The 25823-nt window shown below is 63.9% G+C and carries 27 protein-coding genes and 1 pseudogene; 14 read left to right on the forward strand and 14 right to left on the reverse strand.

Annotated features, from left to right (window positions below; genetic code table 11):
- Positions 1–20 precede the first annotated feature (20 nt).
- Positions 21–467 carry a universal stress protein gene (locus CV102_RS21755; protein WP_148860127.1) on the forward strand — a complete coding sequence of 149 codons (447 nt, stop codon included), beginning with the start codon at positions 21–23 and terminating at the stop codon, positions 465–467.
- A 54-nt stretch (positions 468–521) separates the two neighbouring features.
- On the opposite strand, the gene CV102_RS21760 is transcribed toward CV102_RS21755, so the two are convergent.
- Positions 522–968: a universal stress protein gene (locus CV102_RS21760; protein ID WP_148860128.1), complete on the reverse strand. Its 447-nt coding sequence runs from the start codon at positions 966–968 to the stop codon at positions 522–524.
- A 95-nt stretch (positions 969–1063) separates the two neighbouring features.
- Here CV102_RS21760 and CV102_RS21765 point away from each other — a divergent pair, with 95 nt between their 5' ends.
- A complete protein-coding gene (locus CV102_RS21765) occupies positions 1064–1687 on the forward strand; it encodes a SagB/ThcOx family dehydrogenase (RefSeq protein WP_148860129.1) in 624 nt (207 codons plus the stop codon).
- Here CV102_RS21765 and CV102_RS21770 read toward each other — a convergent pair.
- Positions 1655–2137 carry an Hsp20/alpha crystallin family protein gene (locus CV102_RS21770; RefSeq protein WP_148860130.1) on the reverse strand — a complete coding sequence of 161 codons (483 nt, stop codon included), beginning with the start codon at positions 2135–2137 and terminating at the stop codon, positions 1655–1657. The genes CV102_RS21765 and CV102_RS21770 overlap by 33 nt on opposite strands.
- An 86-nt stretch (positions 2138–2223) precedes the next feature.
- On the opposite strand from CV102_RS21770, the gene CV102_RS21775 reads away from it, so the two are divergent.
- Together CV102_RS21775 and CV102_RS21780 are read left to right on the forward strand one after the other, a co-directional pair.
- Positions 2224–3096, forward strand: a complete 873-nt coding sequence (locus CV102_RS21775) for a coenzyme F420-0:L-glutamate ligase (protein WP_187433070.1) — start codon at positions 2224–2226, stop codon at positions 3094–3096.
- A 91-nt stretch (positions 3097–3187) separates the two neighbouring features.
- Positions 3188–4666, forward strand: coding sequence for an AMP phosphorylase (locus CV102_RS21780; RefSeq protein ID WP_148860132.1), 1479 nt, complete (start codon positions 3188–3190; stop codon positions 4664–4666).
- A 411-nt stretch (positions 4667–5077) separates the two neighbouring features.
- On the opposite strand, the gene CV102_RS21785 is transcribed toward CV102_RS21780, so the two are convergent.
- Positions 5078–5683, reverse strand: coding sequence for a metal-dependent hydrolase (locus CV102_RS21785; protein WP_187433071.1), 606 nt, complete (start codon positions 5681–5683; stop codon positions 5078–5080).
- Between the two features lie 121 nt (positions 5684–5804).
- On the opposite strand from CV102_RS21785, the gene CV102_RS21790 reads away from it, so the two are divergent.
- Positions 5805–7100, forward strand: a complete 1296-nt coding sequence (locus tag CV102_RS21790) for a hypothetical protein (protein WP_148860200.1) — start codon at positions 5805–5807, stop codon at positions 7098–7100.
- Positions 7101–7468: 368 nt separating this feature from the next.
- Here the strand turns inward: CV102_RS21790 and CV102_RS21795 are convergent, their stop codons facing one another.
- The 4 genes from CV102_RS21795 to CV102_RS21810 form a co-directional block, all read right to left on the reverse strand.
- The gene (locus CV102_RS21795) at positions 7469–8653 is read right to left on the reverse strand and encodes a methionine adenosyltransferase (RefSeq protein WP_148860134.1); all 1185 of its coding nucleotides are present in this window, start codon (positions 8651–8653) and stop codon (positions 7469–7471) included.
- Between the two features lie 303 nt (positions 8654–8956).
- Positions 8957–10051 (reverse strand): glycerol dehydrogenase, encoded by a 1095-nt coding sequence (locus CV102_RS21800; RefSeq protein WP_148860135.1) that lies wholly within the window; start codon positions 10049–10051, stop codon positions 8957–8959.
- A 97-nt stretch (positions 10052–10148) separates the two neighbouring features.
- The gene (locus CV102_RS21805) at positions 10149–11105 is read right to left on the reverse strand and encodes a diacylglycerol/lipid kinase family protein (protein ID WP_148860136.1); all 957 of its coding nucleotides are present in this window, start codon (positions 11103–11105) and stop codon (positions 10149–10151) included.
- A 141-nt stretch (positions 11106–11246) separates the two neighbouring features.
- The gene (locus CV102_RS21810) at positions 11247–11708 is read right to left on the reverse strand and encodes a universal stress protein (RefSeq protein ID WP_148860137.1); all 462 of its coding nucleotides are present in this window, start codon (positions 11706–11708) and stop codon (positions 11247–11249) included.
- Between the two features lie 398 nt (positions 11709–12106).
- On the opposite strand from CV102_RS21810, the gene CV102_RS21815 reads away from it, so the two are divergent.
- Together CV102_RS21815 and CV102_RS21820 are read left to right on the forward strand one after the other, a co-directional pair.
- The gene (locus CV102_RS21815; protein WP_148860138.1) at positions 12107–13351 is read left to right on the forward strand and encodes a glycosyltransferase; all 1245 of its coding nucleotides are present in this window, start codon (positions 12107–12109) and stop codon (positions 13349–13351) included.
- Positions 13352–13510: 159 nt separating this feature from the next.
- A complete protein-coding gene (locus CV102_RS21820; RefSeq protein WP_148860139.1) occupies positions 13511–14407 on the forward strand; it encodes a universal stress protein in 897 nt (298 codons plus the stop codon).
- Positions 14408–14565: 158 nt separating this feature from the next.
- On the opposite strand, the gene CV102_RS21825 is transcribed toward CV102_RS21820, so the two are convergent.
- The gene (locus CV102_RS21825) at positions 14566–15540 is read right to left on the reverse strand and encodes a sugar phosphate nucleotidyltransferase (RefSeq protein WP_148860140.1); all 975 of its coding nucleotides are present in this window, start codon (positions 15538–15540) and stop codon (positions 14566–14568) included.
- A 509-nt stretch (positions 15541–16049) separates the two neighbouring features.
- Here CV102_RS21825 and CV102_RS21830 point away from each other — a divergent pair.
- The 3 genes from CV102_RS21830 to CV102_RS21840 all read left to right on the forward strand — a co-directional run bounded on the left by CV102_RS21830 (position 16050) and on the right by CV102_RS21840 (position 19333).
- A complete protein-coding gene (locus tag CV102_RS21830; RefSeq protein WP_148860141.1) occupies positions 16050–16955 on the forward strand; it encodes a glycosyltransferase in 906 nt (301 codons plus the stop codon).
- A gap of 521 nt (positions 16956–17476) precedes the next feature.
- A complete protein-coding gene (locus CV102_RS21835) occupies positions 17477–17914 on the forward strand; it encodes a universal stress protein (RefSeq protein ID WP_148860142.1) in 438 nt (145 codons plus the stop codon).
- 594 nt (positions 17915–18508) lie between these two features.
- Entirely contained in the window at positions 18509–19333 is an 825-nt protein-coding gene (locus CV102_RS21840) for a universal stress protein (RefSeq protein WP_148860143.1), read from the forward strand.
- Positions 19334–19417: 84 nt separating this feature from the next.
- Here CV102_RS21840 and CV102_RS26815 read toward each other — a convergent pair whose 3' ends face one another.
- The 3 genes and pseudogenes from CV102_RS26815 to CV102_RS26230 form a co-directional block, all read right to left on the reverse strand.
- On the reverse strand, positions 19418–19774 hold the full coding sequence (locus CV102_RS26815) for a MaoC family dehydratase (RefSeq protein ID WP_148860144.1): 357 nt from the start codon (positions 19772–19774) through the stop codon (positions 19418–19420).
- A gap of 155 nt (positions 19775–19929) precedes the next feature.
- Positions 19930–20049 (reverse strand): annotated as a pseudogene (locus CV102_RS27090) (YHS domain-containing protein); the annotation flags it as partial.
- A 198-nt stretch (positions 20050–20247) separates the two neighbouring features.
- The gene (locus CV102_RS26230; RefSeq protein ID WP_187433072.1) at positions 20248–20406 is read right to left on the reverse strand and encodes a hypothetical protein; all 159 of its coding nucleotides are present in this window, start codon (positions 20404–20406) and stop codon (positions 20248–20250) included.
- A 420-nt stretch (positions 20407–20826) separates the two neighbouring features.
- Here CV102_RS26230 and CV102_RS21855 point away from each other — a divergent pair, with 420 nt between their 5' ends.
- Together CV102_RS21855 and CV102_RS21860 are read left to right on the forward strand one after the other, a co-directional pair.
- Complete coding sequence (locus CV102_RS21855; protein WP_148860145.1) at positions 20827–21261, forward strand: universal stress protein; 435 nt, start codon at positions 20827–20829, stop codon at positions 21259–21261.
- Positions 21262–21371: 110 nt separating this feature from the next.
- Positions 21372–22031 carry a hypothetical protein gene (locus CV102_RS21860; RefSeq protein WP_148860146.1) on the forward strand — a complete coding sequence of 220 codons (660 nt, stop codon included), beginning with the start codon at positions 21372–21374 and terminating at the stop codon, positions 22029–22031.
- Between the two features lie 134 nt (positions 22032–22165).
- Here the strand turns inward: CV102_RS21860 and CV102_RS21865 are convergent, their stop codons facing one another.
- Positions 22166–22675: an HAD-IC family P-type ATPase gene (locus CV102_RS21865; RefSeq protein ID WP_306438866.1), complete on the reverse strand. Its 510-nt coding sequence runs from the start codon at positions 22673–22675 to the stop codon at positions 22166–22168.
- Positions 22676–22770: 95 nt separating this feature from the next.
- Entirely contained in the window at positions 22771–23178 is a 408-nt protein-coding gene (locus CV102_RS27185; protein ID WP_342765783.1) for a heavy-metal-associated domain-containing protein, read from the reverse strand.
- A 122-nt stretch (positions 23179–23300) separates the two neighbouring features.
- On the opposite strand from CV102_RS27185, the gene CV102_RS21875 reads away from it, so the two are divergent.
- Both CV102_RS21875 and CV102_RS21880 read left to right on the forward strand, forming a co-directional pair.
- Positions 23301–24104, forward strand: a complete 804-nt coding sequence (locus tag CV102_RS21875; protein ID WP_148860148.1) for a universal stress protein — start codon at positions 23301–23303, stop codon at positions 24102–24104.
- A 75-nt stretch (positions 24105–24179) separates the two neighbouring features.
- Positions 24180–24941 carry a CPBP family intramembrane glutamic endopeptidase gene (locus tag CV102_RS21880; protein WP_148860149.1) on the forward strand — a complete coding sequence of 254 codons (762 nt, stop codon included), beginning with the start codon at positions 24180–24182 and terminating at the stop codon, positions 24939–24941.
- Between the two features lie 202 nt (positions 24942–25143).
- Here CV102_RS21880 and CV102_RS21885 read toward each other — a convergent pair whose 3' ends face one another.
- Positions 25144–25536 (reverse strand): secondary thiamine-phosphate synthase enzyme YjbQ, encoded by a 393-nt coding sequence (locus tag CV102_RS21885; RefSeq protein ID WP_148860150.1) that lies wholly within the window; start codon positions 25534–25536, stop codon positions 25144–25146.
- Between the last annotated feature and the right edge of the window lie 287 nt (positions 25537–25823).

Below are 25823 nucleotides of genomic sequence, written 5' to 3' on the forward strand. Positions count from 1 at the left end.
GCTACCCACGTTGTGTGCTCATGAGCGATCGGATCCTCGTTCCACACGACGGAAGCGAGCAAGCGGACGCAGCACTTCGGTTTGCACTCGATACGTTTCCCGACGCGTCGGTCGTCGTCCTCCACGTCGTCGAACCGTTCGCGGAACACACCGACGCCGGCGTCGAAAACGGCGGGCGGTGGCGCGAGCGGGCCCGCGAGTTCGCGGAGTCGGTTTTCGACGACGTCCGGGACCTCGCCGCGGAGTACGAGACGACCGTGGACACGGAGTGGCGCTACGGACGCCCGCGACACGTGATCGTCCGGTACGCGACGGAAACCGACGTCGACCACGTCGTGATGGGAAGCCACGGTCGCGACGGAATCGACCGAATCCTGCTCGGCAGTGTTGCCGAAATCGTCGTTCGCCGGGCGCCGGTCCCCGTTACCGTCGTTCGAACGGAACAGCTAGACGAAGAGGAGAAGTAACAATCGGCTCCGTTCCGGGCAGTAACACGGAGTTCATCGCCGCAGATCGGTTCTTCATCGAACGATCGTAACGGGAACCTGTGCGCGGCGGACGACGGTCTCGGCGACGCTGCCGAAGATCGACCGCGACTCGTCGATCCGGCCGTGCGCGCCGAGCACGATGTGGTCGACGGGTTCGTCCGTCGCGTACTCGAGGACGAGTCGAGACGGATCGCCGATATCGGATTCAGTCGCGATCGATCGGTCGTAGTCGGCGGCGATCTCGGAGAGCTCCGCGAAGAGCCGGTCCGTCGCTTCGCTGACGGAAGCGAACCACTCGTCGGAACCGAGCATCGGTTCGTACGGCGACTCGAGATCGTCGTACGCGCCGGTGTCGGGTTCGAACAGGTCGACGACGTGGTAGGCCACGATCTCCGCGTCCGGAAACTCGCGCAGCGCGTACCGAAGCGCGCGCGACGACAGCGGTGATCCGTCGACGGGAACGAGAACCGTTCGTGACATAGGATCGGCTTCCATCCGGAGCGCCATAGCCTCTCGGGCGGGCGGCGGCCCCGATCGGGGGACGGTATTTTTTAGACCGGCGTGGCACTGGCGCTATGGCACCAGTCGAACTTCCCGAGCCCGAACCGGACGGACCGACGAGCGTCGAGCGAGCGATCGCGAGGCGAGCGAGCCGTCGGTCGTTCGCCCAGGCGCCGGTGACGATCGAGGATATTTCCCAGCTCCTGTGGGCGGCACAGGGGTTCACCCACGTCAGAGACGGCGTCCAGATGCGCGCCGCGCCGAGCGCCGGGGCGACGTACCCGCTCACCGCGTTTCTCGAGGTTCCCTCCGGCGGGAACCCCGAGCTGGAGCCGGGGCTGTACCGGTACGATCCGGGAAACCACGCGCTCGAAGCGACGCTGGATGAGCCCGTCCACGGCGAACTCACGGAGGCCGCGCTCGGACAGGAGGGCGTGCGGGATGCGCCGGCGACGATCGTGCTGGCGGCGAACTACGACCGAACGCGCGAGCAGTATCCGGACCACGGCGATCGATACGTCCACATGGAGGCCGGCCACGCCGCGGAGAACGTCCACCTCGTCTGCGAATCGCGCGAGCTACGCACCTGTCCGGTCGGGGCGTTTTCCGACGCCGAGGTCGCGAACGCACTCGAGCTTCCGGACCGACTCGACCCGCTATACCTGTTACCGTTCGGTCGGCGACCGACCGACTTGTAGCCGTACTCGGTCACGAACACGAGGGTCGCCCAGGTAACTCCACGGGAGTACGTCCACGTGCGTCGAGTGATCCGTCGGCCTTCGCTCGGGGGCGAGCCGAGCGCTGGAGCGGCACCGGACGCGGTCGGCCTTTATATCGATCATCTGTCCGTCGACCTCCGACGGCTCTATCTTCGGAAGCATAACCGTGAGCACGCCGTTCTTGTACGTCGCCTCGACCGCATCCGCGTCGACGGACTCCGGGAGCCGGACGGAACGGCTCAGCGATCGGCGTTCGCGTTCGCTTTTGATGGAGAATTCCTCGCGCTCTTCGGTCTCCGCTTCCCCATGCTCAGCGGTGATGTGGACCGTGGTATCAGCGAGTCGAAGATCGATGTCATCCCGCTCGAAGCCCGGGACGTCCGCCGTCAGGTCGAACTCGGCGCCGTGGTCCGCCAGGTCGATTCCCATTCCCGTCGGTCGTCGGGACGTCGAACTAGTTCATGTCCCACAGCCCCCATCCAGATATACGGGGCTCGCCGTGGTTCGTCGAGAGTGTGACCGAGCTAACGTACCACGGAGTCGATATCGGATTGCTAGAGGGCGGCGAAGACCTCGTCGAGCTGATTCTCGAGTCGACGTCCGACTCCCTGGGGCTGCAAGACGACGACGTGCTCGTCGTCTCGTCGAAAGTCGTCTCGCTCGCCGAAGAACGGATCGTCGACCTCGAGGGGGTCCCGGTCTCCGAGCGCGCGGAGCGGATCGCCGACGTGACGGGCATCGATCCCCGGGAGGTCGAACTCATTCTTCGGGAGTCGACGGTACTCGGAGTGATTCCGGTCGCGGAGATCGCCCCCGGGCGGCTGGAATCGTACGCAGTGAGTTCCGAGGCGGCGGCAGAAGCGCTCGAGTCGCTGCCGTCGCTGCTCGTGACGAACTGGAACGGGCGACTCTGTACGAACGCCGGGATCGACCTCTCGAACTCGCCGGCGGAAACCGCCACGCTGCTCCCGGCCGATCCAAACGAGAGTGCACGCCAGCTTCGCGAAGAGATCCGCGAGCGATCGGGAACGGATGTCGCGGTCGTGATCGCGGATACGGAGGTCAGTCACCGTGGCGGGAGCGTCGACATCGCGATCGGCTGTGCCGGTATCGATCCCGTCGACAGCAGTTTCGGCGCCACCGACCTCTTCGGTAACCCGAAAGTCGGCGGGGTGGACCTGATCGCCGACGAGCTCGCAGCCGGGGCCGCCCTGCTCTCGGGCCAGGCAGCGGAACGGACGCCGGTCGTCGTGGTCCGGGGCCTGGAGTACGAACCGAACGGCGGTATCGAGACGGACGCCGAACTGATCCGGTCGGGAATCTGGCTGACGTTCAAGCGGACCGTGCAGGTGAAGCTGGCCGAGTACGTGCCGTTTCGACGCTCCTGAAAACCCGCGGGCGAGCGACTCGCGCGATCCCTCCGGACGGAGCGCGGTCGCCCGCTACCGTTTTGGCCGCACGGGGTGTCCGAACGGACGAATGCAACTCGAGGCAGTTACGATAGACATCGGGACGAGCAGACCGCTCGTCCTGTTGAACACCGTCGACGCGGACGAACTGGGTGCACATCCGCTCGATCGCGTCCGGATAGAACACGACGAGGAGACGACGACAGGTATCGTGAAGCGAACAGACGAACTGGTCGAGCCGGGAACCATCGGTGTAACCGAGCCGCTCAGTCGCGTGCGCGGCACCGTCGACGTGACGCTCGCCGGGAAACCCAGGTCGGTCCGGTACATTCGCAGGAAGCTAGACGACGTCGAACTCCAGCCACACGAACTCGAGACGATCGTCCGGCACATCCACGAAGATCGACTGTCGGACATCGAGTTGGGCGCCTACGCCTCGGCCGTCTACACGAACGGCTTCTCGCTGGACGAGACGAAACACCTGACGGAAGCGATGAGCGACGTCGGCCAGCGGCTGACGTGGGATGCGCCCGTCATCGCGGACAAACACTCGGTCGGCGGCGTCGCGGGCAACTGCGTGACGCCAGTCATGGTCGCCATCGTTACGGCGGCGGGATTGACGATGCCAAAGACCTCCTCTCGAGCGGTGACGTCGCCGGCGGGAACGGCCGACGTCATGGAAGTTTTCTGTGACGTCGAGTTTACGACGGACGAAATCGAGTCGATCGTCACGGAGACGAACGGTTGTCTCGTCTGGGGCGGCGGCGTCGACCTCTCACCGGTCGACGACAAGATCATCCGCGCTGAGAACCCGCTGTCGATCGATCCGCCGGGTCAGCTCATGGCCTCAGTGCTCTCGAAAAAACGCAGCGCCGGCTCGACGCACGTCGTGATCGACATTCCCTACGGCGAGGGGTCGAAAGTCGAAAGCCTCGTCGCGGCGCGCAAACTCGCGGACGACCTCAAGCGAGTCGGCGATCACCTCGACATGGACGTCAGCTGTGCGATTACCCACGGGGCAGATCCGATCGGCCGCGGCATCGGCCCGGTGCTCGAGGCCCGAGATGTGCTCGCGGTGCTCGAGGGAGACGGACCCGAATCGCTCCGGTTAAAGTCCGTCCGCCTCGCGAACATACTGCTCGAGCACTGCGGCGTCGACGCATCGGCGGTCGACGCCCTCGAGTCGGGCCGCGCACTCGAGCAGTTCGGGCGGATCGTCGCCGCCCAGAACGGCGATCCGGACATAAAGTCGAGCGACCTGGAACCTGGAGCGGAGTCGACGACCGTCCGTGCGGAACGGTCCGGAATCGCAACCCGCGTCGACAACAGACAGCTCTGTGACCTCGCGCGACGGGCGGGCGCGCCCCTGGATACCCGCGCCGGACTCGTGATCCACCGAACCGCGAGTGAGCGGGTCGAAGACGACGACCCGCTGTATACGATCCACGCCGAAACGCCGGCCAAACTCGCGGAGGCGGAGGCCCTGGCCGACCGACTCGAGCCGATCCAGGTCCGGAGCAAAGCGGATGCGCTCGTCGAGCGCCGGTGAGAACCAAGGACCAGATAGCGCTTGGTTCGTCGGGTTCGCGAGCGTTCCTGTGTTCGCCGTGGAGGGCCTCGAGCCGAGACCGTGACGATCGAGTATCTCGATTACACGACCGTCGTCCCGTAGTCGTCGCCAGTTCTGCGATCTCTGCGAACAACTCGTCCGTCTCCGTTTGCAGCTTTTTTGGAACCGCTACCGCCACGATAGCGCCGTGACGGTGGTCTCGGACGGATCGATCACGTTGAGCGCGGTGATATCCGCGTCGGAAATTCGGTCGCGGCGAACTCGAGGGCACCCGCGCCGGGTCGGAATCGTCGACTGGAACGAGAACGTGCATAGCGCTCCGTTGACCTCCGAATTACAAAAAGCCAGCAGGTGGGCCACCCGGCGGGCGGTTCGTCGGTTTCGAGTCGATCACGTTCCCCGATAACGGGCGGGGACGTACGGAAGCAGTGGATCCGGGAGCAGCCCGACGAGGAACTCGGCGATGCCCGCGAGGCGTTTACGCAACAGCACGTAAACGGTCGACACGGCGACGAGTGCGAGCGCAACACCAGTGACGGCTTCGTTGCCGACCGCGACCAGCGCGACCGCCGCGAGGCCGCCGAGCAGCAAATCCTCGGGTGCACCGTCGTAGCGGATCACGCGGCGAGGAGAGAGCCAGCGGTCGTGGTAATGGCTGTAGACCGCCCGGTCGGAGGTTCCGTGCCAGGGTCGCAACTCGAGTCCACCCCCGAAGACGTCGGCGACAGCATGCAGCGACGCAGCGGCGAGTCCCACGGCGAGCGCGACCGTCCACGTCGACGGCGCAAAGAGGGCGAGCACGAGCGCCGGAGCCGTCACAATCGACGCGTAGACGGGGTAGTGAAGCGTCTTCCGGTGACCGGTATAGAGATCGAGATCCGGCGCCAGTCCGCCGACAAACCCCGCAGCGAACGCGACCGGGGCGGACTCGGGGTAAACTGCAAGCACGGGAAGCGCCAGCACTAGCCCCCAGAGCGCGTGCGTCGTCGCCATCATTGTGACCCGACGTAAGCGACGAAACCGTAAATACGTTTCTCGCAGGCAACGACTCACACATCGAGCGACCGAACGCCGGTCGAGGGGTAGGAACTTGGGTCTCCTCGACGAACGAGCGAACATGGAGTACACGGACGACCTCGGCGGGATGCTCTCGGAAACGGGGCCGAACGCGATCGTCGGCTGGCTTCTCGTCGGCGTCCTCTGTCTCACCGTTGTCGTGACCGTCCTCCAGGGAGCGTTCGACTGGGCGTTCATCGCGGTCTTCGTCGTCGCGATCGTCCTGCTGCCCGCGCTCGCGTTCCACGACCCGCTCGTGATGCCGCCGTGGGAACTCGTGGTGATCGCCGCCGTTCCGGTGCTATGGCAGGGGCTCCTCGGTCACGCGTTCTTGACCGACGTAGCGACGTACCTCGCGGTCGCCGCAGTGGCACTGCTGATCGCCGTCGAACTCCACCAGTTCACGGCCGTTCGAATGAACCACGGCGTCGCAATCGTCCTCGTCGTGCTCACGACGCTCGCGGTCGCCGGCGTCTGGAACGTCTTGCAGTGGCTCGCCGACGTCGTCCTCGGAACGTCGCTGCTGCTCGACGGCCGCTCCCAGAACGCGATCAACGCCAGCGTGATGATCGAGTTCATCTACGCCGGGGTCGCCGGAATCGGCGGTGGAATAGTCTTCGACCTGTACTTTCGGACCCGGGACCGATCACCGACCGAACGGACGTACGTCCCGCCGAAGCCGCTTCCGGACGACCACAAAGAGCCCAAGTCGGTGAAGCTCAGGGACCGACTCGGCATCCCTCCGCACCGACAGCGCCAGGCCAGTCGGGCGATGCAGTTCGTGCTCGTCGGCGTGTTCCTCTTCGGCCTCTACGCACGGGATCTGCCGACGATCGCCAACGCCGCCGTCGCACTCGCGATCACCTTCGTTCCGGCGATCCTCGAGCGCGAGTACGACCTACCGATGGACGCCGGGCTGGTCCTCTGGATTACCGCCGCGGTCTTCCTGCACGCGCTCGGTTCGGCCGGGTTGTACGACGCGGTCGATCCGTGGGACCACCTCACCCACGCGCTATCGGCGTCGGTCGTCGCCGCCGCCGGATACGCGTTCTTCCGGGCACTTCACGTCCACACGGATCACGTGTATCTCCCGCCGAAGGTGATGGCCGTGTTCATCCTGATTTTCGTGCTCGCGGCCGGCGTCGTCTGGGAGATCCTCGAGTTCGTCATCGACCAGAGCGCGATGGTTCTCGGACTCGAGGCCATCCTCGCCCAGCACGGGATCGACGACACGATTGTCGATCTGATCTTCAACGTCGTCGGCGCCGTGATCGTCACCCTGTGGGGGACGGCCTATCTCACCGACGTCTCCGATTCGCTCTCCGAGCGGCTCGAGTCCCGGTTCAAAACGGAGTAGCGGAGTTGCGGCGATCGAGGCGATCCGGGTTCGGCCGAGCGGTCGTCTCGGGGCGGGACCAGCCTACCGGACTGGGAGCTTCCACCGTAGCCGATTCGCAGGGTTTCGTGCGATCGAATCGGCCCTCTCGAGACCCGACCTCACGCATCGACGACTTGTTCACCTTGCGACAACTCCACATTTAATCGCCGTGGGAAACGGCAACGCGATATTTTCTCTCGAAACGTATTACAGTCATACAGTCGTAACGGAGCCAAAAGAGAGAGACGAGAAACGGTCACTCCGCTGGATGTAATCAGCTACTACTGGCTTCCGTGGAGATCGACTCTCCAAGTAACCGTTCTTTGAACCGATCGGTAACTCATAGGTTACCCGGAGTAGTCAGGAATGATCTCCAAGAACGATCCGATGTCCTCCCCGAGTATTTGCTCGGTCGCGTCCTCCGTCCGATCGACCTCCTCCCGAACGATCGTCTCGACGGCATCGGTGGCTCGAGTCGACGTTTTCACGTCGACCGCACGAGGCTGTCCGACGGGGGTTCCGATTTCGGATAGCAGCAGGACTTCGGCAAAGTCCGCGGAGAGGTCGGTAGCGATCCGATCAGCGGTTCGAGTTGCGACGACGTTATACAATTTGCCGACGTGAGTGACCGGATTCTTTCCAGCCGTCGCCTCGATGCTCATCGGCCGGTGGGGCGTAATCAACCCGTTGATTCGATTTCCACGACCGACGCCGCCGTCGTCTCCACTCTCGGCGGATAATCCGGTCTCGGAAATGCATACGTCCCCCTCGTCCGGATCGTCCGCCGCGTTCACGTCGATACGAACGTCTCGATCCGTTCGGGAGCGCACGTGCGAGTCGACGAGTCGTCGAATCTCCTCCTTCACGGCGAGGTACTCGTCGATATCTGCGACCTTCGAAGAGAGGATCGCCGTCGCGACGATTACGTGGAGTTCATCGGACGTCCGCGAGGCCATGATCTTGACGTCCTTTCCGGCCGCGTCGATCTCTTGCCATATCCGCGGCTCCAGCGTCTTGACGATCCGTTCCGTCTCCGAGAGCGGCGCGTACCCGACGCCGACGCTCGTATCGTTGGCGAGTACGTGTTCTCGTTCGAATAGCGCTCGAAGATCGCTCGACGTCTCGTTGAGATCGGCCGTGATCTCGACGAAGTCCATCGGTAAGCGGTCGAAGTGCGACTCGAGATAATCGGAGGCGGCACCCCGGGCGATATCGTTCACGGGAATAGTCGTCCCGTTCACGCGTGTCGTGGCCTGTCCGCCGAGGTGAACGGAAATCAGTTCGGTGAGCTCACCGCCGCCGAAGCGTGGCGTCGTATCGCCGGCGATGAGTAGCACGCTGTCGGTGTTGTGATGCAGGATGTGACCGACAGCCTCCCGATACCGGCGCGAGAGGGCGCGCGAAATCGCTTCCGCGATTCCATCGCAGATCGTGTCGGGATGGCCGATCCCCCTCCGTTCGACGAATTCCGACGGCCGAGACTGTATCGGATCTTCGTCCACCGACGCGATATTCACCGGATATTCGCTCATGGGTTGTCAAACGGGACCATTTACCTTCCCCGAGCGTCCGGTTAGAGAGGTTGACCATCGCGTCAGAGATGAGGTCTACGGGAGCGAGAGCCACGCGAGATGTATGGTCGAGGACGAATCGACGAGACCAAGTCCCGTCTTTGGCTCGTGCTTTCGATTACTGGTCCAGCCGTTCGCTTCGTCGTCCTGGAGACGAATACGCATCCGGATGTCGAGACCGTCCGCTCGCATTAGCCGCTACTGGCGGACGAACGAAACCGCCGATTCTATCGCCATCACGGCAGTTTGACGAGACGGCGTAGACTACTCGAGCCGGCGGCCGATCGCATCAGCACCGACGAGCGAGTCGCGAACGTCGTCCGGCGTCACCGGGACGGGCTCGTTGTGAATCGTCTCCTCCTCGGCACAGGCTGCCTCCGCGACGACCGCGAGGTCCTCGGTGGAGGGGTCCTCGAGACCGATCTCGGCGAGCGTCGTCGGAAGCCCGACCGCGTTCGCGAAGCCGGCGACATCCTCGACGAACGCGTCCTCACGTCCCTCGAGTACGAGCTGTGCCAGCGTCCCGATAGTGACTTTTTCGCCGTGTGTCGCCTCGTGCGTCGCCTCGAGCTGGGTCAGCCCGTTGTGGATCGCGTGGGCCGCAGCCAGGCCGCCGCTTTCGAAGCCGAGGCCGCTGAGCAGCGTATTCGCCTCGACGACGGCTTCGACGCTCTCGGTGACGGCGTCTCGTTCGACGGCCTCGACCGCCGATCGGCCGTGGTCGCGCAGCGTCGTGTACGCGAGCTTCGCGATCTCCTGTGCCGTTCGCGTCGATCGCGTCCCGAATATCGTCGTCGCGCCGGATCGATACGCGGCGTCGGCCTCGAACCACGTCGCCAGCGCGTCGCCGATCCCGCCCCGAAAGAGGCGAGTCGGTGCGCTGGCGATGACCTCGGTGTCGATCAACACGAGTTCCGGATGCCGTTCGTAAACGTGGAATTCGACGAACTCGCCCGCCTCGGTGTAGATAACCGCGACCGAACTCGTCGGTGCGTCCGTTGAGGCGACGGTCGGCAACGAGACGAGCGCGCCGTCGGTGTGCTCGCGAGCGGCTCTCGCCGTATCGATCGCTTTCCCGCCACCCATCCCGACGATGACGTCGGCGTCGTGGTCGGCGTGCACGTCGGCGACGCGCTCGATCTCTCGTTCGGAACACTCGCCCCGGAACTCCTCGAGTGCGACCTCGAGCCCGGCGGCCTCGAGACTGTCGCGAACGCGGTCGCCGAAGAGGTCGAGTACGAGTTCGTCGGCGAGGACGACGACCGTCTCCCCGAGCGGTTCGGCGTGCGTTCCGAGATCGTCGATGACGTTCCGTCCCTGTACGTACCCTGCCGGAGATCTGAATATCTGTGTCGTCACGTGTGGTCACCGTCCGGATGGTGATCGATCCGGACACCCGTCGTACACCTGCGGTCGACATATATCCCATCCTGTGTGAACGTCTGTCATTCGATTTTCACAGCGTGAGCGCGTTGGACGATTCCACGTACATCGAGAGACACCGTTCGCGAACGCCGATCTCGAGCGTCGCCGCGGCTAGCAGTTCGCCGTCGAGGCTAAACGCCACGGGTTCGTCTTCGAGTCCCTCGATCGACAGCGCCGACGCCTCGATCCGGGTGACGGGCGTCAACTCTCCCTCCAAAAGCTTCGAGATCATCCCCTCGTTGAACGACTCGATCGACGGCCGCTCCTCGAGAATCGTCACCTCGAGCAGGCCGTCGGTGACGGTCGAGCGGTCCCGACGGCCGACGTTCGGCAGCCGGAACGCGTTGCCGACCAGGACCAGCAGCGCACTGCCGCGCCACTCTTCGGTCGAACTGCCGGCTGACTCGCCCTGCTCGATCGTCACCCGGAGCGGAACTCCCTCGTATTCGGGAAGCAACCGGAGCGTCGTCAGCACGTACGCGAACACGCCGAGCCGTCGTTTCAGTTCGCCCGGCGTCGCCGTGTTCGCTTCGGCCGAGAGGCCGGCCAGACAGGTGTTCACGAAGGGGCGCCCATCGACGAACCCGACGTCGATCCGCCGGCGGACCCCGCCGTCGAGCACCTCGAACGCGCTGTCGACGTCGTCGACGCCGAGACTCCGCGCGAAGAGGTTGGCGGTCCCTGTCGGGATCACCGCCAGATCGACCGCCTCGAGCGTGTCCGCGTCGGCAAGTCCGGAGACGACCTCGTTGACCGTTCCGTCACCGCCGGCGACCGCTAACAGCGGGACGTCTTCGGCCGCCGCGTCGCGAGCGAATTCTCTCGCGTCACCCGCTGCTTCCGTCTCGCGAACGTCGAAGCCGCGCTCGAGCGCTCGCGATCGGATCGCGGGAGCGTGATCGCCAGACCCGCTTACAGGGTTGCAGATGAGCACTCGGTCGGGACCGTCGGCGGAGCCGGGGTGTCGTTCGTCAGTCCGTCGATTCATGCTGGGTAATCGAACTCGAGTCGCGACCGGATGTCATAATTTGGTGCATCGTCTCGGACGAAAGCGGCTGCGCTGTCGGAACGTCACGTACCCGTTCGTTTCGGTCCAGAAGGCCCAGTGAGCACGGCAGACGGGTAGATCTCACTCAGACGGCCGAACCGTGAGAACGGGAACGGGAGACGTCCGGACGACCCGTTCAGCGATGCTCCCGATCAAGACGTGGTCGAGTCCGGTCCGACCGTGGGTCCCCATCACGATCATATCGACGTCGTTTTCCAGCGCGTACTCGTTGATCGTTTCGTGCGGAATGCCCAGTTCGACGGCAGTCACTACGTCGACACCCATGCGTTCGGCTTCGTCCACGACTTGGTCGACGGATTTCTCCGCTTCCTGTTCCGCGTTTACGCGGAGCTGATCGCGCTTCAGTGTAGCCGATCCCTCGACTACCGAAAGCGCGTGAACCGTCGCATCGAGAGCGGCAGCGATCTCGATCCCGCGTTCGGCTGCCTGTTGCGATTCGTTGCTCCCGTCCGTCGGAACGAGGATGTCCTGATAGTTTTCGCGGGCACTGCTGTTGCCCTGTTCGGCATCTTCGCTTGTCATACTTTCACCCCATCATCGGATAACGACGCGACTGGTCTAAAAGGGATAGGGAGCCACGAGCGATCCGGATAAGGCGCCGGCGAGTTCGTGGGCGGTAGATGCGTATCGAGACCAGGAGGGACCGGGCGTTCGCTCGTATGTCGGCGAAGACGCACCAATTCCTTCTCCACGAGGACTCCAGTACAAAACCGATAGTAGCCAACGTTGGCTGGCTGGTCGTTCGGGATCCGGACGTCGGAGCCGGCAAACGAGAAGATTGACGCCCCGACGAGGGCGTTGTGACGGCCACGATTTGACGCGGTTTCCACCCGGACGAGCCGTCTTTCGTCCCCGTCTCTCGCGATCTCACATCCCCGCAACTGATACCATCGTCGTCGTTGTACCAACGGGTACGGACGATGCACGCTCCATCACTCCCGGATCGATCGATCGAGACGTACGCTGACGTGACCGGGCGCGACCGACTCGAGCGGCTCCGGTCGCTTGCCGACGCCCTGGGAGACGTCCGGATCCTCCACGTCAATTCGACCGCGACCGGCGGCGGCGTCGCGGAACTGCTCCGATCGATCGTGCCGGTGTGCAACGATCTCGGCATCGACACCGACTGGCTCGTCATGGACGCCAGCGACGACTTCTTCGAGGTGACCAAGGCGATCCACAACGGGCTCCAGGGTGAGGGAATCGAGTTGACCGAGGAGATGAAAGCGACCTACCGGGCAGTGAACGATCGAAACGCAGCCGAGATCGAGGACGAGTACGATATCGTCGTGATCCACGATCCGCAACCGCTGGGGCTGCTCGATCGGCTCGAGAAGACGGTGCCGAACGCGCCGATCGTCTGGCGCTGTCACGTCGACCTCACCGAGCCGGACGACGAGTACCTCGCGTTCGTTTCCGAGTACACGAGGCGGGTCGATCACGCGATCTTCAGCCGGTCGGCGTACGCAGACGAGATCGACGTTCCGACCACGAGCATCGTGTACCCCTCGATCGATCCGCTAACGGAGAAAAATCGCTCGCTCGACGAGGAGACGATGGCGGCCGAATGCGATCACTTGGATCCCCTCTCGTTCGAGGCACCAGTCGTCACGCAGGTCTCCCGGTTCGACCCGTGGAAGGACCAGTTCGGCACCCTGGACGCGTACCGGCGCGCTCGCGAGGAGGTCCCGAATCTCCAGCTGGTACTGGCCGGCGGGATGGCCGGCGACGATCCGGAGGGGCTCGAGTTGTACGAACGAGTCGCCGCGGAGGCGGTCGACGATCCGAACGTACACGTGCTGACCGATCTCCCGGACGCTACGGTAAACGTCCTGCAGCGTCGCTCGGACGTCGTCGTACAGAAGTCGCTGCGCGAGGGGTTCGGACTGGTCGTCTCGGAGGCCCTCTGGAAACGCACGCCGGTCGTCGGCTCGAGCGTCGGGGGCATCCCGCTGCAGGTCGAAGACGGGCGGAACGGCTATCTCGTCGAGCCGGACGACACGGCGGGCGCCGCGGATCGCGTCGTCGACCTGCTCGAGGACGAGGACCGTCGAACGGCGTTCGGAGCGAACGGTCGGGAGCACGTTCGCGAACGATTTCTGCTTCCACGTCAGCTCGCAGACCTCCTCGACATCTTCGTCGAGGTTTTGAACATCGATTCCTGACCGCCACGGAAAGCGCAATACCGGGCAACGGAAAGCTGACGCCGGACGGACGGACGGTCGTCGGTGACTGACGATCCGAATGCCACACCGCACGTTCGAGGTGGCGACGGTCGACGGCCCCACACCATTATCCGCTGCGACGGTGAAGGGAGTACTCCCATGAGCCGGTTCATCGACTCGATACTGATACCGACGGACGACAGCGACGGGGCCCTCGCCGGGGCAAAACTGGGGATCGCGCTCGCATCGCGGGTCGACGCCGACGTGCACGTCCTCTCGATCGTCCCTGCGCAGGACGACGAGCCGGCCGATGCCGACGACGTGCTGTTCGCGCACCTCGAAAAGGAGGCGGAGGAGGCGGTCGAAACCGTCGCGGAGATGGTCCGTTCGTCCGACGAGGAGCGAAACGTCACGACCGCGGTCAGGCGGGGGACTCCGTTCCAGTCGATCAGGGAGTACGCCAACCGGCGCGAAATAGACGTCATCGCGATGGGGACGAAAGGTCGGACGGGGCTCGACAGGTTCCTCCTCGGTAGTGTCACCGAGAACGTGCTCCGGACGGCGCGAACGCCCGTGCTCGCCGTGCCCCCGAACGCCGCCGTTTCTGCGATCGACGAGGTCGCGTTCGAACGACTGCTGCTGCCGACCGACGGCAGCGACGGCGCCGTGATCGCGACCGAGTGGGGAATCGCACTTGCGACCCACCTGGAATCGGAGATAAACACCATCTACGCCGTCGATACGAGCCCCTTCTCCGAGATTCAGGAGCCTGGCGATGTCCTCGACGAACTCGAACACCGGGGCAGAGAAGCGATCGAAACCGTACAGGACCATGCCGAAGACGCTGGCGTCACCGTCTCCGGATCGATCGCGAGCGGTTCTCCGGCGAACGTGATCCTCACGTACGCGACCGACCACGACGTCGATCTGATCGTCATGGGAACCCACGGCCAGACGGGGGTCGGGCAGTGGTTTCTCGGGAGCGTCACCGAAAACGTCGTCCGCCAGGCCGACGTGCCGGTGTTTTGTGTCCCGGTCAGCTCCGAGTCGCCGTGACCTCCAATCGGTCGCGGGCGGCGTCTCGTCGATCGAAAGGGGTCGACCATCCCTCCAGCGGCGAACACGGCACCGTAACTTTCCCACAGACCCGCGAACGAGTCGTTCGGCGGTCGTTCATCCAGGACAACGAATCAATGATGTGCGAAACAACGATCTCACTCGAGCGAACCGTCCGGAATCCGAGTGTACGCCCCGATCATCGCGTCGCGAAGGTCGAGGCCGCCGAGGGTAGCACCTTCGTCGATAACGGAGTCGCGCACAGTCGTCGATTCGACCGTCGCGTCTGGAAAGATCACCGCTCGCTCGACATCGGTATCGACGAGCCTCGCCTCGGGCATCACGTGAACGTTACTCCCGATCGTCGCGTTCTCGAGCGACGCCGTTTCGGCGATCCGCGACTCGTCGCCGAGGTACCAGGCGACGGCGTCGAGGTAACTCTCCCGAGTGCCGATGTCGAACCAGGTCCCCGTGAACGTGTACGCGTACGTCGGTTCCCGAGACTGGAGCCACTGAACGAACCAGCCAGGTTCGTCCGGATCGTTCCCCGCCTCGAGATACGTCGAGAACAGGGACAGCGTCTCTCGAGGGAAGGCATAGCAGCCGACGGAAACGCGCGTTCCCTCCGGTTCATCGGGTTTTTCCTGGAAGTCGACCACGCGATCGTCCTCGAGGTCGACTACTCCGTACGATGTGGCCCGATCCGGGGAACCGACGTCGTAGACGGCGACCGTCGGCGCTTCCCGTCGATCGAAAAAGTCGAGAAACGTACCGATAGCGAAATCGAAGAGATTGTCGCCGGCGATCACGAGCAGATCGTCGTCGATCCCTTCGCGATCGATCAGTTCCCCGAGAGCACCGACGACGCCGAACTTTTCGTCTTCTTCGCGCGTTTCTTCGACCGACAGGCGAGGTTTGTCGTACGCGCTGTCTTCCAGATGCGCTTCGAAGTCGGCGGCGAACCGTTCGTTGGTGCTGACGTATACCGCTTCGATTCTATCCTCCGTCTCGAGTTCGGCGTAGATCCGATCGATGACGGTGGTATCCCCGAGCGGGAGGAACATCTTCGGCCGGTGTCTCGTGATCGGCCACAGTCGAGTCGCGTACCCGCCGGCAAGTACGACGGCTTTCATCGATTCGGATCCCCGTTGAAGAGCGTTCGTTCGTCTCCGTCTCGACGGCCACCCACCGCCGGCCGAGCGGTGAATCGACGAAGCGATTGCTCACGCCTGTGTCGGTCGCGAGCACGGGGAGGAAGGATCGCTATCGAATCCTCGAACCGCCGGCGCGACCGTCCGCCCCGTTGCTCGAGCCCAGTAAACGGATTTCGATTCGTGCTCATATGTATTCGGGATAGGTCCCACCCATTGCCTCCCACGACGCCGATGGTAAACCTTTCATCGAGAGCGGCCGGCTCGAGCGGTCGGCTACAACTCGTCCGCACGTCAGATATCGTGACGCCGAGTCGGAGAATCGTGCCAGCGGATACCGGTCGAAGCCCGGGAGTAGAGCGTATATCGCCGCGTGAACCGGACGTCTCGGCGAACCTCCAGCCGAATCCGGCCAGCATTCGTATCGATTCCGCTACCAGGGTTTTATCAAGCGATCCGTCGACGAATACACTCCGCTATCGGTGATCAGAATGGCGAGTATCATTCTCCCGACGTTCGAATGGACGACCTCGTGCGAACAGCTGGCACGCCAGCTCGAGCCCGACGACGAACTCCTGGTGATCTGTGACAGCGACGACGATCCGATCGCGAGCGTCGACCTCCCTGACGAGGCGGAGCTTCTCGTCGCGGGCGAACCGGACGGCTGTTCGGGGAAAGCGAACGCCGTCGCCCTCGGGCTTGAGCACGCGTCCCAGGACCGGATCGTTCTGACCGACGACGACGTCGACCGGGACGACGAGTGGCTGGCGACGATCAAACGACTCGGCGAAGAACACGGGACGGTGACAGCGATTCCGGTCTTCCGCAGCGAGGGATACCCGTTCAAACTGTTCGAACCGCTGTGTCTTGTCGTCGGGTCGTTCGTCGTCGATCGAACCAACTGGTTGCTGTGGGGCGGCGGCGTCACGTTCGATCGACGGGAGATCGACCTCGAGGCCTACGTCGAAGACCTGCGACGGACCGTCTCGGACGACGCGTTGCTGGCCGAATACGTCGACGAAATCGTCGCGCCACGAGAACTCGTCAGCGAGGTCAGGGTACCGGGCGGGCCCCGCGTGACGTTCGAGCGGATCACCCGGTTCGTCAAGATCTTTTACCGGTTCGATCCGATCCGGACGCTATCGACGCTCGCGGTATTTCTCGCTGTCATCGCCGTCGGACTGTTCTTCCCGGTCGCCGTCGCCGTCGGCGTGACCGCCTTCGCGTACACCCGCTACCGGGCGCTCGGGGTCGAACGGTGGACGTGGTTGTTCGCAGTTCCGTCACTCGTCCTTGCTCCCGTCTTCGGCATCACTGGCATCGTTCGACCGACGTTCGTCTGGGGCGGTCGGCGCTATCGGTGGGACGACACGTTCGACGTGACCGTTATCGACTGACCGAAACTGGGGGACCGTTTTATCATCGGTCGCAACGACCAGTCGAGTATGGCACTGGACGAACTCGCGATCACCATGCGTCGCTTACGCTTATCGATCATGCATCGACCTACGCGGGGGGACGGGATGAATCCCGTCGCTCCGCCCACTCCGGGAACGGATGCGACCGCTTCGTGACGCCGGTGAGGGATCGTGACGCACAGGCTCGCAGATGCGGTTTCGACGGCCGCCGACACCTCCTCGACGCGTGGGATCGACGAATCCCGGACCAGATCCGACGGGTCGCCCTCGTTCGGATCGACGTAGGCAGTCGTGATGGTTTCGACCGCCGTTCGTGCTGGTTCCACGTTGAGCGTCGTCGCGGTTTCCGCGTCGACGTCGTCCACGCGTTCTCCCGCTCCGAGACTGTCGAGCAGTTCGAACGCTTGCCACCACCGCGAGCGACTGATGTTGACCGTACCAAGGTCACCGAAAATGCACGAAACGTCTTTGCACTTCGTAGCGTAGGTACGAAGCGGTCCATGTTCCAGAACATCCTGTGTCCGGTCGACGGCAGTGATGCGGCTCGAAACGCGGCCGACCAGGCGATCGAGATGGCCACGGAAATCGATGCGTCGGTTCACTTCCTGTACGTCATCGAGTCGAAGCCAACGTTTACCAGAGTTGGGTTAGCCGGACTGGAAGACGAATCGGTGTCCGAAAAATACGAATCACACGCCGAGCAGACCGTTCGAGACCTCGTTCACCGAGCGGATGAGAGTGGGGTAGAGGCCGTTTCCGCGGTCAAAAGCGGCCAGCCATACGCAAAAATCGTTGAATACGCGGAGAACAACGCGATCGATGTGATTGTAATCGGAGCCCATGGATACGATTGGGGAGGCGTGTCCGATGCGGTTCTCGGAAGTACCACCGAACGGGTGGCTCGTCGTGCGCCCGTCTCGGTCCTGGTGGCTCGGTAATCTGGCCCGGTCGCGGTTTGCTCGAACGGGTTTCGTATTACGCGTCCACCCACAATTCGAGTTGCCATCGTATTGGAACTACCCCGGCTCGTTTTAGTTCGACAGGGTGTCCTCAGACGTGTATGACCGAACCGAATCCGAAATCAGCTCGTGACGAGATGGCGCGGTCAGAGGCGAGTCGCGAACCCGGGCAGTGCTATGCCTGTGGCACCATCAACGATCCTCATTACACCTACTGTCGGGAGTGTATCCGCGACTTCCGAAATCTCCCCAGTGAATTCCGTCCTTCGACGCACGCTTCCTGGTGAATTGTGTGGATCCTTTCCGATATGGAGTGTAGCGTAATCGCGTGGAGCGGCCCACCCGGCAAACGCCTCCTCACAGGCACCCTCCCGAAGGATCTCCATGAGTTCCCGTCGGCGGACGGGTACAGTGGTCCGTGACTTCCTGGAATAGATATCTGCTACCGTGATGGCAGTCGCAATGCGCCCATGCGTCGGTTCCGTTCTCGAGGAAGGGCGTTCGTTCGACCGGTCGGTCTCCCGGAAACGACCCCGCTATATTACGCCGGTCGGGATCATACGTCGTGATACGATGTACGATCGGATACTGATCCCGACCGACGGAAGCGACGTCGCAGTCGCAGCGGCGGAGACCGGATTCGCGTTCGCACGACGGTTCGACTCGACGCTCCACGCCGTCCACGTGCTCGACGACGGCGATCCGGATCGAGGCGATCAGCTGGTAACGGCCGTAGAAGAAGCGAGCGTCGACCTCGATATCGAGACGACGACGGCCGTGCTCGAGGAGTCGCCGTCCGTTCACGATACGATCGTGGACTACGTTCGAGACAACGAGATCGATTGCGTCGTGATGGGAACGCACGGCACCGCACACCCGGACCGACCCGTGTTAGGTAGCGTCGCCGAGCGGACGATCAGGACGGCCCCAGTCCCGGTCGTGACCGTAAACGAGCAGACGGTGCCGCCGTCGGTGTTGGAGACGGTTCTCGTCCCGACCGACGGGAGCGAACACGCGCTGGAAGCCGCCGGTCACGGGACCGCTCTCGCGGCGAACGTCGGCGCGTCGCTTCACATCGTCAACGTCGTTCGCTTGAGGCTCGACGACCTGACCGAGACCGTCGAGGAACGCGAGGAGCGCGGTCGAGAGGCGATCGACGAGGTAATCGACGTGGCGAGCCGAGCGGGCGTGTCTCCGGTCGAAGCGTCGCTCCTGACGGGCGTCCCGTATCAATCGATCGTCGATTACGTGCGTACCCACGACGTCGATCTCGTCGTCATGGGAACACACGGGCGGACGGGTGTGGGACGACACTTCATCGGGAGCGTAACGGAGCGAGTCATGCGGCGAGCCGACGTCCCGGTCGTCGCGGTGAAAGACGACGAGCAACTCGAGTAGCGGAGTCCGTGCGCCCGACGGCGTCCGACGAGAGCGACGCGGCGTCTCCACATCGCGAGTACATTGCCCGCGTAGACTCCGGAGTCACTCGGGAAGATCGTCGAAAACGACCGTCGCCGTCCCGTGGACCACGAGTTTCTCCGCCTCGTTTTCGATACGGGTCGTGAGCCGATACTCGTCATCGCCGAGCGACTCGACGATTTCGCAGCTCGCGGTCAACGTCTCGTCGATGCCGACGGGACGTTCGAACTCGGGGGTCTGTAGGGTGTAGATCGTCACGCCGGGAAAACAGGCGAGCGCGGAACTGATCAGCCCGGAGACGAGCGTGCCGTGGACGATTCGACCACCGAACCGCGTTCGCTCGGCGAACTCCTCGTTGAGGTGGAGCGCGTTCGTGTCGCTCGTCGCTTCGGCGAACCGCCGAACATCGTCGTCGGTGATCGTCTTGGTAAACGCACCCGATCGCCGACGCCGACCGCCGCCGAATCGTCGATTTCAATCTCGAAGTCCCCTGCCGCCCGACCCGCCGGGAGACGCGAAACGGTCACACCCTGTCGCTCCTCGAGGTGCGGGTGCGGCTCGGCGAGGAAGCGATCCGGCTCCTGCTCGAACAGCTCACGACAGGTCTCCGAACAGAAGTAGTACGTCTCGTCGTTCCGGGTGACGGTAGCGTCCGCATCGTCGACGGTCATACTGCAAACGGGATCGACAGGCATCGTCTCAGGCGGAAATCGTTTCGAGTGCGGTTCGAAGCGCCGTCGATCGAGTCGGGAGCAGCGGACGGCCGAGCGTTCGAGTCGTCACGGGTCGCAACGAGACCGGTGGGAGCCGAGTCATAGCTCGAGGGAGGATCCCCAGTCCATATAGCTCGGGCCCTCTCCGGCGAACTACGAACGGTTACCCTGGTGTCGCGCTCACTGCCCCGTGTCTCGGCCGACTTCGATCCGGCGGCCGCTCAGTTCAATCGGCTCGAGCCTGTAGAGTCTGATATTGAGGTCGTTCTTCGGCCGCCCCCGGATTTCGAAGAGTGGGCGTTTCGCGGCCCCGTACTGCTCGATATCCTCGACCGTCAACTCCTCAGGTCGAATCTCCTCGAGTGAGCCGACCGCGATGTTACTCCGGTCGGCAGGTCACCCTTGAGCCGGACCGCGTCGGGGGTAATCGCGCGGACCGAATCCAGGCTCATCCGTCGTGGCCGGTCGGAGGCCTCATCGGTCGGCCGGACGAAAACGACGGGCTCCGCTACCGAGGTGACGACGCCGACCACTTCCCCATCGTCGTTCTCGACGTCCTCGTCTGTAAACGGTGCACATATAGCTGGATCTACCAGCAGTCGGTGCAAGCCGGTACTGCCTGCGTTCGTCGAGGGATTCGAAGCGCGCGAGGGCGACTGCGACGGGTATTCGTCCGGCGGTGCGGTTCGCGTCTCCGCCGCTCTCGGGGTACCCAGGGGGCCGAAGGACTATGACGACGCGTCTGGTACGTGTCACCTGATGTACGAGACCGTTCTGGTCCCGACCGACGGCGGAGAGATATCGATCACTGCGGCAGAGGAAGGCATCGAACTCGCAGACGGCACTGGAACCGTCCACATCCTGTCCGTGGTCGAGGAGTTACCCATGTACAAGCAGTCGGGAAAGGGAGCGAAAATCGACGACGAGGACAAATCGGAGGTGCGGGAGTATCTCGCAGAGGCCACCGACCGGATCGAAGCGCTGGCCGCGGATGCCGGGGTGGAGTCCACGACGACGATCACTGAAGGCGTCCCACATCGGGAGATCCTCTCGTACGCGGAGGAAACCGACGTAGATGCGATCGTTATGGGAAAACGAGGTCAGGGTGCCGCTGCGGACGATATACTCGGAAGTACGACGGAACGGGTCATCAAGGGCGCCTCCTCGACTATCATCGCCGTTCCCGAATCGTAACTGAAGCGTGGATTCGCGAGAACCGGCCGCGACCGACAGATGATCGCGCGTCGCCTCGAGTCACGAGCGGCGAATGAAGCGTTTTCAGCACCCGGCGCATCCGTCTACCTGTGACCGGGTCAGACTTCGACCGCGCCGCGACGCCGACGACGTGGTCGCTCGCTCTCGGCGGCCTCCGCGATCACGTCCTCGTCACCGTCGCCGTCCTCGCGGTCGCGCCCAGGTGGCTCTGGACGTGGGTCGTCCTCGTCCAGCCGGCGATCGCGCTCGTCGCTACGGCGTGGATCGGAACCGTTGCACTCGCCGTCTTCGCGGCAGTCGCTCTCGCACCTGCCGCAGTCGCGTGGTGGCTGGCGATCAGACAGCGACGGCTAGGATACACCGTGTCGCCGACGAGAGCCACGCTTCGAATTCGTCACCTGGGGACTGAATCCGAGGCCGCCCCCGAAACCGACGTCGTCGACCTTCGCGGCGTCGGCGGGATTGCCGCCGTGCCGCTTCGCGGCCGGGTCGCAGTGCGATTCCACCGGGGGAGGACTCGAGAGTCGGAGCCGCGTTCGGTGCCGAGAGTCGTCGTTGTTCCGGCCGACCGCTGGCCGGCGTTCGCGGCCGCCCTCGATCGCGCCGGCGTCTCCCTGCCCTGGGGAGAGCCGGCGGATCCGCAACCGCCTCTCGGAGTGGTGGCGATCGTCGCCGTCAGCGTGATCGTCCCGATAGCGGGGGCCACGGTCGGAGTCGTGCTCGCGTTCCGGTGGCTGATTCTTTTCTGAACCGCGGCGGAACCGGTCGAGAGCGGTTTCGGTTCCACACCGGATCCGGTCGTTCTCGCGGACGGTCCGGCTCGCACGCAACGAGTCCGTTCGGTTGGGCTGCCGAGAAAGCGGAGTTGAGGAGGGGTGAGCGATTACAGGTCGATCTTCCCGAGGCGCGTCGAGTTCGTAATGACCGAGAGACTCGAGGTGAATATCGCCACAACGGCGATCAGCGGGTGGAGGAGCCCGAAGAACGCGATCGGGAGGGCGAGCGTGTTATAAATGAACGCCCAGAAAAGGTTCTGCCTGATCTTCGCGAGGATTTTCTCGGAGAGCGTGAAGGCGTCGACGAGCGCGTCGAGCGACCCCCGAACGAGGCTGACATCGCTGACCTGGATGGCTATATTGGTTCCGGTACCGATGGCGACGCCGACGTTCGCCTGTTTCAGCGCTGGCGCGTCGTTGATCCCGTCGCCGACCATCGCGACGTCATGTCCCGCGTCCTGCAGCCCGCGGACCTTGTCGATCTTATTCTCTGGGAGCACGTTGGCCATGACGCGGTCGTGGTCGATGTCGACCTCGTCGGCGATCGCCCTGGCGGTCCGCTCGTTGTCGTCGGAGATCGTCCAGAGCTCGAACTCCAGGTCGTGTAACTCCTGGATCGCCTTGGGAGATCACTCCTTGATCGTATCGGCCGTATGATGAGGACGATAATCTCGTCTTCGACGCCGATGAGGACGATCGGTGCGGTGACAATCTACGCCCGGATCGCCAGCTGCCGGTGATCGCGGCGTTCCGCGTCCGCTTCTTCCGCCGCGAGCTCGTCCTCGACCGATGCGTCTCTGACGTCGTATCCGGCCGACTCGACGGCGTCGGTGAACTGATCGACGGAGACATCCGGGTCGTGGCGAACCTCCGCCCGTTCGGTGCCGAAGTTGACGGACGCTTCCTCGACCCCCACCACGTCTTCGAGCCGCTCCTCGATCGAGGAGGCGCACGTCGTACACGTCATTTCGGATACTTCGAGTTGCGTTCTCGTATGGTTATAACTTCTCGACGGGAAATTGGATTGAGAGGGTAGTAACTGCGCGGCCAAACCCCATCGATTGGGAATACACCACACGGTGCGAACGTCCACGGAACACCGCTCTAGGCGACTGTACACCCGGCCACGAACCGAACCCGAGGGCGACGGTGTCTGACGAGAGGATCGCCGTCAGCCGAACCTAGAGGTCGGACAACACTATGAAGGTCCTTGCAGTACCACGTCGTAGGGAGTGAGAACGGATGTATCAGGTTCTGGACCCGATCGACGGATCGGACGAGGCGTTCGACGCCCTGGCGTACAGTTTCGAGACGTTCCCCGACGCGGCCCACGTGCCGATTCACGTGATCAATCCGACCAAGAAGCGCTACGAGGGACCGGGACGGGCCGAGGGGTGGTTGGCGAAGGCCGAGCGAGAGGCCGAAGCGCTACACGAAAGGGCACACGAGATGGCCGATGATCGCGGAGTAACGATCGCAGAGACAGTGACCGAACGAGGGCCGCCGGCCCGAGAGATCGTCGCGTACGCCGATCGAAACGACGTCGATCACGTCGTCCTCGGCAGCAGGGGCCGCTCGAGAATCGATACCATCTTCGTCGGAAGCGTTGCGGAGACCGTTACCCAGCGAGCACCGACGCCCGTTACCGTGGTGCGAAACGTCGGTGACGACGACGCGCCGCCCGAACGGATACTCGTCGGCGTCGACGGATCCGAGCAGTCCTACGACGCGTTAGCGCTCGTCCTGAGCGAGTTTCCGACCGGGGACGTCACTGCGTTGCACGTCAGCGAGACGTCAGAGCGCGACGCCGACGCGATCCTGGACGAGGCACGACGGCGCGCGGACGAACGCGGAGCGACGATCAGGACCGAGGTGGAACGCGGCGACCCGTCTCGGACGATCGCCGAGTACGTCGCCGAACACGAGTTCGACCACCTGGTCGTCGGCCGTGCGGGCCGTTCGGGGTGGCCGCGAATACTGCTCGGCAGCGTGGCTGAATCTGTCGTGCACCGAGCCCCGGTTCCCGTCACTGTCGGTGACGGCTGACGGCGCCGGCTTCGCGGTGCGACGTTCACTCCGGCGACGAAAATACAAAAGGTTCCGAACGGAGTATCGTCCCGTATGGGGACGCCGAGTTACCGCCGCGACAGTTCGACGCGGGCGCTTTTCGAGGTTATCACCGTCACGATCGGCGCGATCGTCGCCGCGACGATCGTCGCGACGCCGATGCTGCTGGTCGCCGATCCGACGACGCGCGGCGGGTTCGTCGGACTGTTCGTGTTGAACTTCGTCGGGATGGCGCTGGCCGGCTGGGCTTACCTCGTCTACACCGGTCGCGGCCTCGAGTTCGTCGACATTCGGTGGCCGACGCGCCAGGATCTGGGCTACGCCGTGGGCGGGTCGCTGGCCGGCATCGGACTGATCGTCGGGTTCGGCGTCCTGCTCTGGGCCCTCGAGTTGCCAGCCGCCTCGAACGAGGTCATCGTCTTGATCGGGGACGATACGTCGCTGCTGCTCGCGTTGATTCCGTTGATCGTCCTGTTTAACGCACCCGTCGAGGAGTTCGTCTTCCGCAACGTCGTTCAAAAGCGACTCTACGCGGCGTACGGGCGCACCACGGCGATCGTCGTCGCCAGCGTCATCTTCACTCTCGTCCACACTCCCGTGTTCGCCCACCCGGAACCGTTCGCGACGGTCCTCTCACTGCTCGTCATCTTCCTCGGCTCCTGTCTCTTCGGCTACGTTTACGCGAAAACTGACAGCCTCTTCGCGCCGACGGTCGCCCACGCCGCGGTGAACGTCTTCCAGGTCGCCGGTCTCTACGTCTACCTCGAGTTCATGAACGGCGAGGTGCCCGCCGCGAGTGCGCTGTTGGGTCTGTGATCCCCACGGTGTGTCCCGGGACACGCGTCGGGAAGACCCCGGTAGGGCTTGCCGCCGCGGTGCTGGATGCCGACGAGCGCGTCACCTAGGTGAGCGAGGCGGCCGGCGATAGCGAGAGCACCATCCGGAACCCGCACGAGGAAGTGCTCGCGATCGCGGAAGAGCCTCGGCTCTTTCGCGGCGAACGGGGTTTCGAGCCCGATCAGTCGGCGACGGTGACGACCCTGAGCTGACGCGAGCGAGGGCCGTCGCACTCGACGAACAGAATCGACTGCCAGGTCCCGAGATCGAGGTCGCCGTCGGCGACCGGCACCGTGACGCTCTCACCGAGCAGCGTCGCGCGCAGGTGGGCGTCCGCGTTGTCGTCGATGGTGTCGTGCTCGTACCCCTCGCCGCGGGGGACGAGTCGCTCGAGGGCAGTCTCAACGTCCGACAGCAGTTTTCCCTCGGCTTCGTTGACGATGACGCCGGCGGTCGTGTGCGGTACGTAGACGGTGCAGATGCCGCGCTCGAGGTCGGTGGGAACGGCGTTCGAAACCTTCGACGTAACGTCGACAACGTCGACGCGATCGCTCGTTCGTACTTCGATCGGCATACCGCGTCTGCGCGGCCGAGAGACGTAACTGTTACCCCGGAACCCCGCCGGTCGTCTTCCTCGGCAGCGACGACGCGGGCCGGATCGTGACGCCGGTCACGACCGAGGGGCCGAGTTCCGAGACGAACCGACCCACATCGCTCTCGGGATCGGCGGGTTCCTCGTCACCGCGCTGACTCTCGTTCCCGACTTCGGCGGATCGTTACGACCGTTTCCTCCTTCAGTCTCCGATTACACCCGTTATTTGACGGGACATTATATTCTTTTTTACAGCAGTACATTTGTAA

Source organism: Natronococcus pandeyae (assembly GCF_008122205.1).
GTDB classification, from domain to species: Archaea; Halobacteriota; Halobacteria; order Halobacteriales; family Natrialbaceae; genus Natronococcus; species Natronococcus pandeyae.

Coding starts and splice junctions, on each gene's coding strand:
- CV102_RS21815 (WP_148860138.1), top strand. CDS start 12,107: ATGCACGCTCCATCACTCCCGGATCGATCGATCGAGACGTACGCTGAC.
- CV102_RS21765 (WP_148860129.1), top strand. CDS start 1,064: ATGGCACCAGTCGAACTTCCCGAGCCCGAACCGGACGGACCGACGAGC.
- CV102_RS21820 (WP_148860139.1), top strand. CDS start 13,511: ATGAGCCGGTTCATCGACTCGATACTGATACCGACGGACGACAGCGAC.
- CV102_RS21835 (WP_148860142.1), top strand. CDS start 17,477: ATGTTCCAGAACATCCTGTGTCCGGTCGACGGCAGTGATGCGGCTCGA.
- CV102_RS21770 (WP_148860130.1), bottom strand. CDS start 2,137: ATGGGAATCGACCTGGCGGACCACGGCGCCGAGTTCGACCTGACGGCG.
- CV102_RS21760 (WP_148860128.1), bottom strand. CDS start 968: ATGTCACGAACGGTTCTCGTTCCCGTCGACGGATCACCGCTGTCGTCG.
- CV102_RS21825 (WP_148860140.1), bottom strand. CDS start 15,540: ATGAAAGCCGTCGTACTTGCCGGCGGGTACGCGACTCGACTGTGGCCG.
- CV102_RS21805 (WP_148860136.1), bottom strand. CDS start 11,105: ATGAATCGACGGACTGACGAACGACACCCCGGCTCCGCCGACGGTCCC.
- CV102_RS21830 (WP_148860141.1), top strand. CDS start 16,050: ATGGCGAGTATCATTCTCCCGACGTTCGAATGGACGACCTCGTGCGAA.
- CV102_RS21840 (WP_148860143.1), top strand. CDS start 18,509: ATGTACGATCGGATACTGATCCCGACCGACGGAAGCGACGTCGCAGTC.
- CV102_RS21785 (WP_187433071.1), bottom strand. CDS start 5,683: ATGATGGCGACGACGCACGCGCTCTGGGGGCTAGTGCTGGCGCTTCCC.
- CV102_RS21780 (WP_148860132.1), top strand. CDS start 3,188: ATGCAACTCGAGGCAGTTACGATAGACATCGGGACGAGCAGACCGCTC.
- CV102_RS21875 (WP_148860148.1), top strand. CDS start 23,301: ATGTATCAGGTTCTGGACCCGATCGACGGATCGGACGAGGCGTTCGAC.
- CV102_RS21810 (WP_148860137.1), bottom strand. CDS start 11,708: ATGACAAGCGAAGATGCCGAACAGGGCAACAGCAGTGCCCGCGAAAAC.
- CV102_RS21855 (WP_148860145.1), top strand. CDS start 20,827: ATGTACGAGACCGTTCTGGTCCCGACCGACGGCGGAGAGATATCGATC.
- CV102_RS21795 (WP_148860134.1), bottom strand. CDS start 8,653: ATGAGCGAATATCCGGTGAATATCGCGTCGGTGGACGAAGATCCGATA.
- CV102_RS21880 (WP_148860149.1), top strand. CDS start 24,180: ATGGGGACGCCGAGTTACCGCCGCGACAGTTCGACGCGGGCGCTTTTC.
- CV102_RS21790 (WP_148860200.1), top strand. CDS start 5,805: ATGGAGTACACGGACGACCTCGGCGGGATGCTCTCGGAAACGGGGCCG.
- CV102_RS21755 (WP_148860127.1), top strand. CDS start 21: ATGAGCGATCGGATCCTCGTTCCACACGACGGAAGCGAGCAAGCGGAC.
- CV102_RS21885 (WP_148860150.1), bottom strand. CDS start 25,536: ATGCCGATCGAAGTACGAACGAGCGATCGCGTCGACGTTGTCGACGTT.